Source organism: Actinophytocola sp., assembly GCF_045807065.1.
Taxonomy (GTDB): Bacteria; Actinomycetota; Actinomycetes; order Mycobacteriales; family Pseudonocardiaceae; genus Actinophytocola.
In genome coordinates this window covers 1-12,100 of the sequence record NZ_JBJMIE010000488.1, presented here as the reverse complement: position 1 = coordinate 12,100, position 12,100 = coordinate 1, and the positions used below count along the sequence as shown (strand labels likewise).

Genomic DNA, 12,100 nt, shown 5'->3' with positions numbered 1-12,100 from the left:
GCAAAATTATCGGACATCTATATATTAGGTTTTAAATTCGTTGGAAAGGAGGACCAGTAGGCGCCAGAAACGTTTGAGAAGCCGATCGAAAGCGGGTCCCCGCATCGTTTGTCTCGTCGATGAGAACGGCGATCACCGAGGACTTCCCCATGAGTAGCGTGCTGCGACTGCGTGCCCACGAGCTGCCCGAGGCGCTCGCCGGCTCGGACGTGCCGCGTGCCGTGGTCGACGAGCTGCTGTGGCAGGAAGTGGCCGCCAGCTGCCCGGCCCTGAGCACGCGTCGCCTCGGCGGGTGGCGGTTGCACGGCGACGTCGGCGACGACCTCGTCCTGCTCTACGGCGAGCGCAGCGACTGCGGGCTCCTCATCTCCGCCGAGAGCCTGAAGGCGGTCCGGGGCGCGGCGCTGACCGCGGCCGCCGCCCGCGCGTTCGTCTCACCGCGGGTGGTCACGGTGTCGGTGCTCGGTTCGGGGCTCGCCGCGCGACTGTCCATCACGGCACTCGCCACGCACGTCCCCGGCGTCAGCCACGTCGCGGTCCACGGCCCGACCCGGGTGCCGGGCGCGCTCGCCGAGCAGCTCGACGGCGCCGGGATCGGGCTCACCGTCGCCGAGTGCGGGGCGGACGCCGTGTTCGGCGCGAACCTCGTCGTGCTCGCCGGACCGCAGCCGCGGGCCGGCTGGCGGCCGCCGACCGGTGCGGTGGTCATCAACGCGACCGGACGGTCGGTGCTGCTCGACCCACCCGTCGACCAGGTCTTCGTGGACGACCGGCGGCTCCTGCCCGGCGGCGCGCCGCCGGCCGCGGACCTCGGTCAGGTCCTCGCCGGCACGCACCCCGGTCGCGAGACCAACGACGACGTCCTGCTCGTCGACCTGCTCGGCGTCGCCAGCGGCGGCGTGTGGCTCACCCACCAGCTCTACCAGGCCGCGCTGCGGCACGGACTCGGCGTGCCGGCCGGCGCGCCGGCAACGACCGAGGACTACCAAGGAGGCGCGTGGTCATGACGGTAACCAATGCCGGCGCGGTTGACGGGCACGCCCGGACCCAGTCGGACGCACCCGCCCTGATCTGGCAGGACACGGTGGTCACCTACCGCGAGCTGGCGACGGGCATGCGGGCCGCCGCGGCCGGTGTCGCGGACCTCCCCGCCGGTCCGGTCGGCGTGCGGGCGAAGAAGTCCGTCCAGGCGGTGACGTTCGTGCTCGGCTGCCTCGCCGCCGGCCGGACGGTCGTGCTCCCCTCCCCCACCCTGCCGAACGACACGCTGGACACGCTGTTCGAGCTGGCCGGCGCCGCTGCGGTCGTCGACGAGGCCGGGCTGGACCACCACCCGACCGGTGACCTCGAACCGTCCGAAGTGGACATCCCGTTCATGCTCACGACCTCCGGCTCGACGGGGGTGCCGAAGCTCGTTCCCCTGACCGCCCAGGGCATCGAGCGGTTCACGCGGTGGGTGCACGACGAGTTCGACGTCGGCCCGGGCCGGCGGGTGCTCAACTACGCGCCGCTCAACTTCGACCTGTGCCTGTTCGAGATCTGGGCGACGCTGCGGCACGGCGGCTGCGTCGTGCTCGTCGACCCCGAGATCGCCGCGGACTGCGACACGCTGCTCGCGTTCCTGGAGGACACGCGACCGCACGTGGTGCAGGCGGTGCCGCTGTTCTACCAGCTCCTCACGGAGGCGGCCGGGAGCACGCACACGCTGCCGGCGGTCGCGCACGTGATCTTCACCGGGGACACCATGAACCCCCACCGGCTGCCCCCGCTCGACGCGTTGTTCCCCCACGCCCGCTTCCACAACATCTACGGCTGCACCGAGACCAACGACAGCTTCCGGTACGAGCTGGCGCCGGGCGACGAGCAGCGGGAGGCGCTCCCCCTCGGCGAGCCGCTGCCGGGCGTGCACGCGGACCTCGTGGCGGACGGCGAGGTCCTGACCGGGCCCGGGGTCGGCGAGCTGGTCGTGCGCACGCCGTTCCAGTCGCCGGGGTACCACGGCAACCCGGCGGGCGCGTTCGGTCCGCACCCCGTCCTGGCCGGCCAGGAACGGTACTTCCGCAGCGGGGACCTGGTGCGCCGCACCGAGTCCGGCGAGTACTTCCTGGAGGGACGCGCGGACTTCCGGGTGAAGGTGCGCGGCCAGCAGGTGTACCTGCAGCACGTCGAGGAGGTGCTGCTCGCCGCCGAGGGCGTGGTCGAGGCCGCCGCGGTGGCCGTGCCGGACGTGCACGCGGGCCGCCGGCTGCACGCGGTGGTCCGCCGCCGCGACGGCAGCAAGCTCAACAGCCTCGTGCTGCGCAGGTACCTCGCGGAGAGGCTGCCGTCCGCCGCGATCCCCTCGACCCTCTACATCGGACCAGAACCGTTGCCACGGACCTCGACCGGAAAGGTCGACCGGCAGTTCCTCGTCAACTCGCAGAAAAGGTGACCTACATGTCGAACACGAACACGATCACGAAGTACATCGTCCGGGAGTTCCTGCCGGACGTCGAGGAGACCGACCTCGCCCCCGACTACGACCTGCTGAAGAACGGCGTCATCGACAGCCTCGCGCTGCTGCGGGTCGTGGACTGGATCGCGGACGAGTTCAACGTCTCCATCGAGGACCTCGACCTGTCCCCGGACAACTTCCGCACGGTCGAGAACATCGACGCCCTCGTCGCGTCGGCGAAGTCATAACGGGATCACCACAGGAGAAGGAGTACCGAGATGATTGTCCGCAGCATCGCAGAGGCGAAGACCGTCGAGTGGGGCAACGGTCTTTCCCGCCGGTTCCTGACCGCGGCCGACGGTATGGGTTACACCCTCACCGACACCATCGTCAACGCGGGCACCAAGTCGCGGCTGGAGTACCGCAACCACCTCGAGGCCTGCTACTGCGTCGAGGGTGAGGGCGAGGTCGTCGACATGGCCGGCAACTCCCACCGGATCACCCCGGGGGTCATGTACGCGCTCGACAAGCACGACGCGCACTTCCTGATCGCCGCCCCGCACACCGACCTGCGGCTCATCTGCATGTTCACCCCGGCACTGCGCGGCGACGAGACGCACTCCCTCGACGAGGCCCGCTCATCGGCCTACTGAGAAAGGAAACGACGGTGGTGACCATGTTCACCGAAGAGCAGCGGGAACTGCGCGACGGCATCGCGCCCTTCTGCGAGGCGATCAACGAAGGCCACATCGAACGCGACGCGCGGGGCGAGTTCTCCCACGACGCGTGGAAACTGCTGCGCGGTTCGGGCGTCCTCGGCCTGCCCTTCCCGGAGGAGTGGGGCGGGCTCGGGCAGGACCTGGTCACCACGATGTTCGTGCTGGAAGGACTCGGCCAGGGCTGCCGGGACGGCGGGTTGCTCTTCTCCACGACGACCCACATCGTGAGCACCGGCGTGCCGCTGGCCCGTTTCGGGTCGAAGGAACTGAAGGAGAAGTACCTGCCGGCTGTCTGCGACGGCTCGCTGATCGGTGCCCACGCGATCAGCGAGCCGGGCAGCGGCTCCGACGCGCTCGCGATGCGGACCACCGCGACGAAGACCGACGGCGGCTGGGTCCTCTCCGGCAGCAAGACGTTCATCTCCAACGCGCCCATCGCGGACCTGATCGTCGTCTACGCCCGCACCGACCCGAACGGAGGGCCGCTGGGCATCACCACGTTCCTGGTGCCGGCCGACTCGCCGGGCCTGTCGGTCGGGCGGCCCATCGCCAAGATGGGCATGAAGACCTCCCCCATGGCCGAGGTGTTCCTCGACGACTGCTTCGTGCCGGACAGCCACGTGATCGGCCGGCGCGGCATGGGTTTCCTCATCCTCGACCACGTGATGAAGTGGGAGATCCTGCTCTCCTTCGTCGTGAACGTCGGCGAGATGGCCCATCGCGTCGACCGCTGCGTCGAGTACGCGGGCGAACGCCACCAGTTCGGCCGGCCCATCGGCGCCAACCAGTCCGTGCAGAACCGGATCGTCGACATGAAGATCGCGACCGAGACCGCCCGGAAGTGGTTGTACGACACCGCGGAGAAGCTCCAGCGCGGCGAGACGATCACCACGGACCTCGCCATCGCGAAGCTGGTCGCGAGCGAGGCCAACCTGTCGACGGCCATCGCGGCCGTGAACGTCTTCGGCGGCAACGGTTACATGGCCGAGTACGGCCTCGAGAAGGACGTCCGCAACGCGGTCGGCGGCACCATCTACTCGGGCACGTCCGACATCCAGCGCAGCCGCATCGCGGCGATGCTCAAACTCCCCACTCACTAGGAAAGGACCGAACGTGTCCGAGAACCTGGCCGATCTCCTCAACCCCACGGAGTTCCTGGACCACGAGTCCGAGACCGTGCGGGCGTTCGTCGCGAAGACCCTCGAGGGAACCGAGCGCGACCCGGTCGGCGACGCCGTCAGGCTGTACTACGCGGTGCGCGACGGGCTGCGGTACGAGGTGTACGGCAACGACCTGTCCCGGGCGGGCATGAAGGCGAGCGCGATCATCGAGCGCGGCTTCGGCTTCTGCATCCACAAGGCGCTCGTCTACGCCGCCACCCTGCGCGCGATCGGCATCCCCAGCCGCGTCACCTACGGCGACGTCCGCAACCACCTCGCCTCGCCGCGGCTGCGCGAGCTGGTCGGCGGCGACCTGTTCCGGTTCCACAGCCTCACCCAGGTCTACCTCAACGGCCGCTGGCTCAAGGCGACCCCGGTGTTCACCAAGACGCTGTGCAGGCTCTACAAGATCCGGCCGCTCGACTTCGACGGCCACTCCGACGCGGTCTACCACCCCTACGACGAGGAAGGCCGCCAGCACATGGAGTTCGTGCGCTGGCACGGCGAGTTCGACGACTTCCCGTACGACCTCGTGATCGGTGGTTTCCAGACCCACCACCCGAAGCTGTTCGCCAGCAACACGAAGACCGCGACCGGTTCCCTGGAAGAGGAGTCCGCCGACCAGCGCGCGCTGCTCGCCGCGGGAGGTCCGCGGTGAGCGGAGCTTGCGGAGCGAACCACCAGACGCCGCGGCGCACCGGCACCAACGAGGAGACGTCATGACCGAGCAGATCCGCTACCAGCTGCCGCAGAACGAGCTGCCGCGCACCTGGTACAACATCGCCGCCGACCTGCCCCCGATGGCGCCGGCGATCAACAAGGAGACGGGCCGGCCGATCACGCCGGAAGACATGATGCGCACGACCGCGCCGGCGCTCGTCGAGCAGGAGTTCAGCAGGGAGCGGGAGATCGCGATCCCGGAGGACGTCCGGCAGATCTACGCGCAGTGGCGGCCGACCCCGCTGTTCCGGGCCCGCCGGCTGGAACGCGAGCTGAACACGCCCGCCCGCATCTACTACAAGTACGAGGGCGACGCCCCGACCGGCAGCTTCAAGCCGAACAGCTCGGTGCCGCAGGTGTACTACAACAAGCAGGCCGGCAGGAGCACGGTCGTCGCCGACACCGGCGCGGGCCAGTGGGGTGCCGCCATCGCCTTCGCCGCGTCGCTGTTCGACATGAAGGCCAAGGTCTTCCAGGTGCGGGTGTCCGCGGAGCAGAAGCCGCACCGCAAGACCATGATGGAGACGTTCGGCTCGGAGTGCATTCCCAGCCCCAGCAACGAGACCGCCCCGGGTCGGGCCACCCTCGCCCAGTTCCCGGACCACCCCGGCAGCCTCGCGGTCGCGAAGTCCGAGGCGCTGCAGGTCGTGTTCGACAACCCGGACGCCGGCTACACCCGCGGCAGCGCGGCGAACCACGTCTGCCTCCACCAGACGGTAATCGGCCAGGAAGCGAAGCGCCAACTGGAGCTGTTGGACGACTACCCTGACATCGTGATCGGCTGTGCCGGCGGCGGCAGCAACCTGGCGGGCCTCGCGTTCCCGTTCCTCGGCGAGAAGCTGGCGGGCGGGCGCGACGTCCGGTTGATCGCGGTCGAGCCGACCGCGTGTCCGACGCTGACGCGCGGCAAGATCGCCTATGACCACTCCGACTCCGGTGGGATGACCCCGCTGCAGCGGATGCACACGCTGGGCAACGGTTTCGTGCCGCCGCCGGTGCACGCAGGTGGGCTGCGCGCGCACAGCATCGCGCCGCTGATCAGCTGGGTCGTCGAGCTGGGGCACATGGAGGCGGTCGCGGAGTCGCAGAAGCGGGCCTTCGAGGCCGGCGTGTTCTTCCTGCGTGCCGAGGGCGTGCTCGCCGCGCCGGAGGCGACGCACGCGATCCGCACGGCGATCGACGAGGCCGTGCGCTGCCGGGAGACCGGGGAGGAGAAGACCATCCTCTTCGGACTGACGGGCCACGGCAACTTCGACCTCGGGGCCTACCAACGCTTCGCCGCCGGCACCCTGCCGGACGACTCGGTGAGCGAGGAGTCCCTCGCGGTCGGTCTGGCCAGCATTCCCGAACTACCTGGAGTTCAGTGATGAGTCGCACGAACGTGCTGCAGTTCCTGTTGCTGGGCACGATCTGGGGTACGAGCTACACGTTCATCAAGGCGGCGCTGGAAGGGCTCACGCCCACCCAGCTCGTACTGGGGCGGCTCGGGCTCGGGTTGGTGTTCCTGGTCGCGATCCTGCTGCTGTGGAGCATCAGCCTGCCGCGGATCGGCCGCGTGTGGGGCCACCTGGCGGTCTCCTCCGCGCTGGGCATGGTGATCCCGTTCCTGCTGCTGGGTTACGGCGAGCAGCACACGAGCGCGGCGATGGCCGGCATGCTGATCGCGGTGCTGCCGCTGGCCACCCTGGCCGCGGTGACCGTGTTCCTGCCGTCGGAGCGGGTGAGCGGCCGCAAGCTCGCCGGGTTCGTGCTGGGTTTCGCTGGCGTGGCGCTGATCGTGGCGCCGTGGCAGGGCGCGTCCGGTGAGCTGACCGGGCAGCTGGCCGTGATCGGCGCGGCGTGCAGCTACGCCGCGCAGACCGTCTACATCCGCAAGTTCCTGGTGCCGCACGGGTTGTCGCCGGTCGCGCAGGCCTGCGGCCAGGTGGTCATGGCGCTCGTGCTGCAGTCGATCACGCTGCCGGCGTTCGGCTGGGCGACGCCGTCGTTCTCGTGGCCGGTCGTGGTGAGCGTGCTGCTGCTCGGCTTCTTCGGCACCGGTGCGGCGTACGTGCTGTACTTCCGGCTGATCACCGACCTCGGCGCGGCGACGGCGTCCTCGGTGAACTACCTCGTGCCGGTGGTCGGCGCGGTGGCCAGCACGACGCTGCTCGGCGACAGCATCACCTGGAACATGCTGGCCGGCGTGGCCACCGTGATGGTCGGCCTGGCGATCGCCGAGAACCGCCTGTCCTGGGGGGCGAAGCCGGTCGCGACGCTGAAGCCGATCGAGAAGGTGGCGTGATGTCGTTCCGACCCGCGGTCGGCTGGCGGGCCCGGATCGGGATCCTCGTCATCGACAAGGACACCGTGCCGGAGGTCGAGTTCCAGGCGATGGCACCGGCCGGGGTGACCGTGCACGCCGCCCGGTTCGCGAGCCCCCGCCAGCACGGGTCGGGCAGCTACGGCGACGACCCGGCCCGGACGGTGGTCGAGTCCCCGGACATCGCGCAGGGGCTCGACTACCTCGGCCGGATCGGCCTGGACGCGATCACCCTGTGCTTCGTCACCGGCAGCTTCTTCGGCGGCCTCGGTTTCGACGACGCGTTCGCGGCGGCGGCGAGCGAGAAGGCGCACGGGTGCCCGGTCGGCACCGCGGCCGGGGCGGTCCGCGCGGCGCTGGCGGCGACGGGTGTGCGACGGCCGTTCCTCGTGGCACCGCCGTGGTTCAACGACCTCATCGCCACCCACGCGCTTGCCTACTTCCAGGACGCGGGCCTCGCGCCGGCGGGGCTGGTCCGCTACGACCTCGGTCCGGCGTGGCGCGACAGGGAGCCCTGGCAGGTGTGGGACGCGAACGGGCAGCAGGAGGTGCGGGCGGACGAACTGTACCGGCAGGTCCGCACACTCCTGCCGGCGGACGCGGACGGGGTCGCCGTGCTGGGCAACGGGTTGCTGGCGGCGGACGCGGTGGCGCCACTGGAGGCGGACCTCGGGGTGCCGGTGGTGACGTCCAACCAGGCGGCGTTGTGGCACTGCCTGCGGGTCGCCGGCGTGCCGGCCGTGGCCGCGGGCTATGGCAGGCTGTTCGACCTGCCGATGTCATGGGAGAAAGCCGCCGCATGAGTCAGTACACCGTCACCGTGTTCGGTGCCACCGGTAAGACCGGCCGCCACGTCGCCCGCTACGCCGTCTCGCGCGGCTGGCGGGTGCGGGCGGCCGGGCGCCGGGCGGCCGCCCACGGGTCGCTGGAGCCGTTCGACTGGGACGACGAGCGGACGTGGACCACCGCGGCGGCCGGCAGTGACGCGGCGTACGTGCTGATCCCGTTCAACCATCCCGGTGCGCCGGAACGGACGCCGGCACTGCTGTCGGCGGTCGCGGCCGCGGGTGTCGGCCGGGTCGTGCTGCTGTCCAGCCTGGACGTCACGGAGGCGGAGGCGGACAGCCCGCTGCGGCTGGCCGAGGACACCCTGTTCGGGCTGCCGGCGCACACTGCGTCGCTGCGGCCCACCTGGTTCCTGGACAACTTCACGCACGGCTCGTTCGCGGGCATGGTCGACTCCGGCGAGCTGCGGCTGCCGGCCGGGGAGGGACGGATCCCGTTCGTCGACGCCCGGGACGTGGCCGCCGTGGGCGTGGCCGCACTGGCCGCTGACGGCCCGACCGGGGCGTTGCCGATCACGGGCCCCGCGGCGCTGACCCACCACGAGGTGGCGGCCGCGTTGGCGGAAGGTCTCGGCCGGCCGGTCACCTACGCGCCGGTGCCGGCGGCCGAGTTCGTGGACCTGATGGTGGCACGCGGTTTCACGGCCGACTACGCGACGTTCCTGGCCGAGGCGCTGGCGCGCGTGGCGACCGGCGAGCTGGTCATCCCCGTGCACGACACGGTTTCCCGGCTCGCCGGCCGCCCCGCCCACAGCGCCCTCGACTTCGCGAAGTACTACGCCTAGCTGACCGAGAAGCTGTTCACCGCGAGGCCGGCGCCGCCGACCCACGGTTCGAAGCCGGCCTGGATGCTCGTGAGGTACCAGGCGCGCTGGGCGTAGCCGCGGGCGATGGCGTCACGGTAGTAGTCGTCGACGGCGAAGCTCAGCGAGTTGGTCGTCGACGTGCGGACGTAGGAGACGACGTTCCAGCCGATGTTGCCGAACCACACGTCCCAGGTGCCGCCCGCGATGCTGACCGTCGCGACGCGGGAGCCGACGGGCTGGATCGAGCCCTGGCGGTTGAGCCAGATCATGATCTCGGCGCCGGTGTTCTGGCCGTCCGTGCGTGGGGTCGGGTCGAACCAGATGTCATAGGCGGCGTCGAAGGTGCCCGAGCCGGGGTAGGACATGCTGACGCTCGTGCGCATGGCCGTGAACGCGCTCGTGTTGGCCTGCCGCGGCAGCCCGCTGTTCGTGCTGCAGTTGCCGTAGTGGCAGCCGAAGTAGATCGACGGGTAGGACGCGGGCGCGCCGTTGGTCGGCTTGTTGTGGTTGGCCTGCGTGACGCGGAAGCCGCTGTCGCTGGTCTCGATGCACTGGGTCGTGTCGGCTCCCCAGACGTTGTTCTGGACGATGTAGCGGCCGTTCTGCACGCGGGTGGAGCCGAACTTGTCACAGATCGTGGCGGCACTGGCGGGTTGGGCCCCGAGCACGGAGACCACGGCGGCCACCAGGCCGGCGATGACTGCGGTGGGGACGAGACGCCTCATTGCGACACTCCCGGGAATCGGCGGACTATGAAAGTTTCGGTAATGGGAGCGCTCCCAAAACCTCACCTGAGGTTACCCATTGAGCCCGCCAGAGCAAACATCAGTCCGGCGGAGGGTCGCCCACGATCAGCGGTGGGCTGTTCGTCGGCCTCGGCCCGGGATCGGCGCCGCGCTCACGAACGCCTGTCCGGCGAGGGCGCCCGGGGGGCGCTGGCTGTCGCTGCTCGCCGAGGTGGCGAGCCGTGGCGGGCAGTGTGACGTCGTCGGCTCGGCGGCACCGGTCGAGCGTGCCGTCGAGGAGCTGGTGAACGAGCCGGGGGGCTCGACGTCGTGGCGAACGCGGGCATCGCCCAGCGGCCGGATCGTCGGCGGTCACGAGTACCGCGCCGCGGCCGGCGCTGGACCAGCCGCGCGTCACGGGGTCGGCTTCGGGGCGCCGACCTCGACGAAGGCCCGGATGCCCGCCACGATGCCGTCGAGCGGCACCGGCATCGTGGTGCGGGTGGCGATCTCGTTCAGGACCTTCGCCGGGAGTTCGGGGTCGCCGGTCAGGTCGGCCGCGATCCACGCCACCGTGCGGCTCGCGACCTTCGGCAGCCGGGCCAGGCCGTCGGCGATGGCGGACAGCTCCGCGCTGGCCACCGCGGTATCCGTGCGCGGAGCGTCACCGAGGCTCGAACGGGGGACGCGGTCCTCGGCGCCGCGGCGGAGCACCACGTTCTTCGCCGCCGGGAGGACCACCACCGGGTCCGCGCACACCGCGCACGTGGGGTCGTGCCGGCCGTACGGACCGCGGACCTGGCTGGTCAGCCTGTCGGGCGTGGTGCTCAGGACCCAGAACGCCCAGCAGGACTGGCAGCAGAACACGTCGGCCGTCGAGCCCTCCCACTGGCGGTGGACGGCGGCCTCCTGTTCACGCATGAGCAGCTGGGTGATCTCCTCACGCTCCGTCACGTCCCGCTGCGCGGCCTCCTCCAGCTCGGCCACCTGACCACGCAGAGTGGCGTTGTCGCCCAGCAACTCGGCCCTGGCGGCGGTCAGCTCCTCGACCTTCGCCCGCAGCTCGTCCGCCTGCCTCGAGGCGTTGGCCAGCGCGGCGCGGTGCCGTTCGCGCAGCCGGGCGTGCGCGTTCTCGGTCTCGTCCATGACCAGGTCGACCGCGACCCGCACCTCGCGCCGCATCGCCTCGCGCGTCGGCGCGAAGTCGAGCAGCCACGTCCACACCCGCCCAGCCATAGCGCAACCGTATCCAGACACCCACATGATCGACCAGAGACCTGCCGGTCTTGAACCTACCGCGACGGGAGGTTCTACGTTCGCCGTGTGAACGAGCACTGGACCATCGGGGACCTGGCGAAGGCCAGCGGGGTCACGATCCGGACCCTGTACTACTACGACGAGATCGGCCTGGTCTCGGCGAGCGACCGGACGGCGTCGGGGCACCGCCGCTACACCGGGGACGACGTGCGCCGGCTGTACCGGGTGCGGGCGCTGACCCAGCTCGGCCTGTCGCTGGACGAGGTGGGGCGGGTGCTGGCACGCGGGGCCGAGGACCTCGCGGCCCTGCGTGACCTGCTCCAGGCACAGCTCGCGGACCTGGAGGTCAGGGCCAGGCAGCTCGCCGAGGTGCGGGCGCGGGTACGGGGGCTGGTGGACCAGCTGGCCGGCGAGACCATGCCGGCGCCGGCGAGGTTCCTGAGCACGCTGGAGCTGACCGGCCAGCTGTACGGCCAGCTCTCCGCCGAGCAGCGCGACGCCCTGGCCGAGCGCCGCGCCGAGCTGGGTGCGGACACGGTGGACGCGCTGCGGTCGGAGTGGGTCGAGGTCGTCAGGGAGCTGAAGCGGCACGTGGTGACCGGCACCCCGCCCGCGGACCCCGCGGTCCGGGAGCTGGCCGCGCGCTGGGAGCGGGTCACCGGGGCGTTCCGCACCGGGCGGCCGCACGTCGACGAGCAGATCGGGGCCACCAGCGGGGTGGCGTGGCAGGAGCACGGCACCCGCATCGACGAGTACCTGAGCGATCGGGTCGACTGGCTGGAGCCCGGCGACATGGTCGCGATCGTCGACCTCGTCAGGCAGGCCCGGTCATGATCGCGCAGTGGCTGCACGACCACGCCCACGCGCTCCGCACGCCCGACCCCGACGACGCCGGCACCGACGACTTCGGTGACCTGGCCCCGCTGCGGGACGTCGTCGGCGACGCCCGGGTCGTGGCCATCGGCGAGAGCACCCACCGGATCCACGAGTTCTACCAGCTCCGCCACCGGCTGACCCGGTTCCTCGTGGCCGAGCTGGGGTTCACCGCGTTCGTCATGGAGTCCGGCTTCGCCGAGGGCCTGCGGGTGAACGACTGGGTGCTCGGCGGCCCCGGCGACCCGGCCGAGCTGCT

General features: G+C 70.9%; 13 protein-coding genes and 1 pseudogene. 12 read left to right on the top strand and 2 right to left on the bottom strand.

Going from position 1 to position 12,100, the window contains the following annotated elements:
* Positions 1–149: 149 nt before the first annotated feature.
* The 10 genes from ACJ73U_RS28640 to ACJ73U_RS28595 all read left to right on the top strand — a co-directional run bounded on the left by ACJ73U_RS28640 (position 150) and on the right by ACJ73U_RS28595 (position 8,965).
* Positions 150–1,007: a hypothetical protein gene (locus ACJ73U_RS28640; RefSeq protein ID WP_407780832.1), complete on the top strand. Its 858-nt coding sequence runs from the start codon at positions 150–152 to the stop codon at positions 1,005–1,007.
* Positions 1,004–2,431, top strand: a complete 1,428-nt coding sequence (locus ACJ73U_RS28635; RefSeq protein ID WP_407780831.1) for an AMP-binding protein — start codon at positions 1,004–1,006, stop codon at positions 2,429–2,431. The genes ACJ73U_RS28640 and ACJ73U_RS28635 overlap by 4 nt, the downstream gene beginning before the upstream one ends.
* A 5-nt stretch (positions 2,432–2,436) precedes the next feature.
* Positions 2,437–2,682 carry a phosphopantetheine-binding protein gene (locus ACJ73U_RS28630; protein WP_407780830.1) on the top strand — a complete coding sequence of 82 codons (246 nt, stop codon included), beginning with the start codon at positions 2,437–2,439 and terminating at the stop codon, positions 2,680–2,682.
* Positions 2,683–2,712: 30 nt separating this feature from the next.
* Positions 2,713–3,087 (top strand): ectoine synthase, encoded by a 375-nt coding sequence (locus ACJ73U_RS28625; protein WP_407780829.1) that lies wholly within the window; start codon positions 2,713–2,715, stop codon positions 3,085–3,087.
* 23 nt (positions 3,088–3,110) lie between these two features.
* Positions 3,111–4,253: an acyl-CoA dehydrogenase family protein gene (locus ACJ73U_RS28620; protein WP_407780828.1), complete on the top strand. Its 1,143-nt coding sequence runs from the start codon at positions 3,111–3,113 to the stop codon at positions 4,251–4,253.
* Between the two features lie 13 nt (positions 4,254–4,266).
* Entirely contained in the window at positions 4,267–4,971 is a 705-nt protein-coding gene (locus tag ACJ73U_RS28615) for a transglutaminase-like domain-containing protein (RefSeq protein ID WP_407780827.1), read from the top strand.
* Positions 4,972–5,032: 61 nt separating this feature from the next.
* Complete coding sequence (locus tag ACJ73U_RS28610) at positions 5,033–6,400, top strand: TrpB-like pyridoxal phosphate-dependent enzyme (RefSeq protein WP_407780826.1); 1,368 nt, start codon at positions 5,033–5,035, stop codon at positions 6,398–6,400.
* The gene (locus tag ACJ73U_RS28605) at positions 6,400–7,317 is read left to right on the top strand and encodes a DMT family transporter (RefSeq protein WP_407780825.1); all 918 of its coding nucleotides are present in this window, start codon (positions 6,400–6,402) and stop codon (positions 7,315–7,317) included. The genes ACJ73U_RS28610 and ACJ73U_RS28605 overlap by 1 nt, the downstream gene beginning before the upstream one ends.
* Complete coding sequence (locus tag ACJ73U_RS28600; protein ID WP_407780824.1) at positions 7,317–8,138, top strand: hypothetical protein; 822 nt, start codon at positions 7,317–7,319, stop codon at positions 8,136–8,138. Before ACJ73U_RS28605 ends, ACJ73U_RS28600 begins: the two co-directional genes overlap by 1 nt.
* Positions 8,135–8,965 carry an NAD(P)H-binding protein gene (locus ACJ73U_RS28595; RefSeq protein ID WP_407780823.1) on the top strand — a complete coding sequence of 277 codons (831 nt, stop codon included), beginning with the start codon at positions 8,135–8,137 and terminating at the stop codon, positions 8,963–8,965. Before ACJ73U_RS28600 ends, ACJ73U_RS28595 begins: the two co-directional genes overlap by 4 nt.
* Here the strand turns inward: ACJ73U_RS28595 and ACJ73U_RS28590 are convergent.
* Both ACJ73U_RS28590 and ACJ73U_RS28585 read right to left on the bottom strand, forming a co-directional pair.
* The gene (locus ACJ73U_RS28590; protein WP_407780822.1) at positions 8,962–9,711 is read right to left on the bottom strand and encodes a GH12 family glycosyl hydrolase domain-containing protein; all 750 of its coding nucleotides are present in this window, start codon (positions 9,709–9,711) and stop codon (positions 8,962–8,964) included. The genes ACJ73U_RS28595 and ACJ73U_RS28590 overlap by 4 nt on opposite strands.
* Positions 9,712–10,125: 414 nt before the next feature.
* Positions 10,126–10,947 carry a hypothetical protein gene (locus tag ACJ73U_RS28585; protein ID WP_407780821.1) on the bottom strand — a complete coding sequence of 274 codons (822 nt, stop codon included), beginning with the start codon at positions 10,945–10,947 and terminating at the stop codon, positions 10,126–10,128.
* Between the two features lie 87 nt (positions 10,948–11,034).
* Between ACJ73U_RS28585 and ACJ73U_RS28580 the strand changes: the two genes are divergently transcribed.
* Complete coding sequence (locus tag ACJ73U_RS28580) at positions 11,035–11,802, top strand: MerR family transcriptional regulator (protein WP_407780820.1); 768 nt, start codon at positions 11,035–11,037, stop codon at positions 11,800–11,802.
* Positions 11,799–12,100, top strand: a pseudogene (locus tag ACJ73U_RS28575) (erythromycin esterase family protein); the annotation flags it as partial. The gene ACJ73U_RS28580 and the pseudogene ACJ73U_RS28575, both read left to right, overlap by 4 nt.

What these genes read in the sequence shown, in the direction of transcription:
- ACJ73U_RS28585 (WP_407780821.1), bottom strand. Translation starts at nt 10,947, where the DNA reads ATGGCTGGGCGGGTGTGGACGTGGCTGCTCGACTTCGCGCCGACGCGC.
- ACJ73U_RS28610 (WP_407780826.1), top strand. Translation starts at nt 5,033, where the DNA reads ATGACCGAGCAGATCCGCTACCAGCTGCCGCAGAACGAGCTGCCGCGC.
- ACJ73U_RS28595 (WP_407780823.1), top strand. Translation starts at nt 8,135, where the DNA reads ATGAGTCAGTACACCGTCACCGTGTTCGGTGCCACCGGTAAGACCGGC.
- ACJ73U_RS28605 (WP_407780825.1), top strand. Translation starts at nt 6,400, where the DNA reads ATGAGTCGCACGAACGTGCTGCAGTTCCTGTTGCTGGGCACGATCTGG.
- ACJ73U_RS28590 (WP_407780822.1), bottom strand. Translation starts at nt 9,711, where the DNA reads ATGAGGCGTCTCGTCCCCACCGCAGTCATCGCCGGCCTGGTGGCCGCC.
- ACJ73U_RS28630 (WP_407780830.1), top strand. Translation starts at nt 2,437, where the DNA reads ATGTCGAACACGAACACGATCACGAAGTACATCGTCCGGGAGTTCCTG.
- ACJ73U_RS28635 (WP_407780831.1), top strand. Translation starts at nt 1,004, where the DNA reads ATGACGGTAACCAATGCCGGCGCGGTTGACGGGCACGCCCGGACCCAG.
- ACJ73U_RS28625 (WP_407780829.1), top strand. Translation starts at nt 2,713, where the DNA reads ATGATTGTCCGCAGCATCGCAGAGGCGAAGACCGTCGAGTGGGGCAAC.
- ACJ73U_RS28600 (WP_407780824.1), top strand. Translation starts at nt 7,317, where the DNA reads ATGTCGTTCCGACCCGCGGTCGGCTGGCGGGCCCGGATCGGGATCCTC.
- ACJ73U_RS28640 (WP_407780832.1), top strand. Translation starts at nt 150, where the DNA reads ATGAGTAGCGTGCTGCGACTGCGTGCCCACGAGCTGCCCGAGGCGCTC.
- ACJ73U_RS28620 (WP_407780828.1), top strand. Translation starts at nt 3,111, where the DNA reads ATGTTCACCGAAGAGCAGCGGGAACTGCGCGACGGCATCGCGCCCTTC.